This is a genomic window from Parendozoicomonas verongulae (genome assembly GCF_009711465.1).
GTDB lineage: Bacteria > Pseudomonadota > Gammaproteobacteria > Pseudomonadales > Endozoicomonadaceae > Sansalvadorimonas > Sansalvadorimonas verongulae.
Genome location: NZ_SMME01000166.1, coordinates 1 through 316 on the forward strand (window position 1 = coordinate 1; position 316 = coordinate 316).

Consider the following 316-nt stretch of genomic DNA (forward strand, 5'->3'; position numbering starts at 1 on the left):
TGGCGCGACTGACGGCCCTATGCCTCAGACTCGTGAGCACATCCTGCTGTCTCGTCAGGTTGGTGTGCCTAAGATTGTTGTCTTCCTGAACAAAGCAGACCTGCTGGCTGAAGATTGCGGCGGCGTTGGCTCTGAAGAATACGCAGAGATGCTGGAACTGGTTGAAATGGAGCTGCGTGAGCTGCTGGACACTTACGAGTTCCCAGGCGACGACACTCCAATCATCGCTGGTTCCGCTCTGATGGCTCTGAACGGCGAAGACGAAAATGAACTGGGTACTTCCGCTGTTAAGAAGCTGGTTGAAACTCTGGATAGC

General features: G+C 54.1%; 1 protein-coding gene. It reads left to right on the forward strand.

The window, feature by feature from the left end; genetic code table 11:
- A partial coding sequence (locus tag E1189_RS00200) for a GTP-binding protein (protein ID WP_230459803.1) occupies positions 1-316 on the forward strand: 316 nt, incomplete at both ends.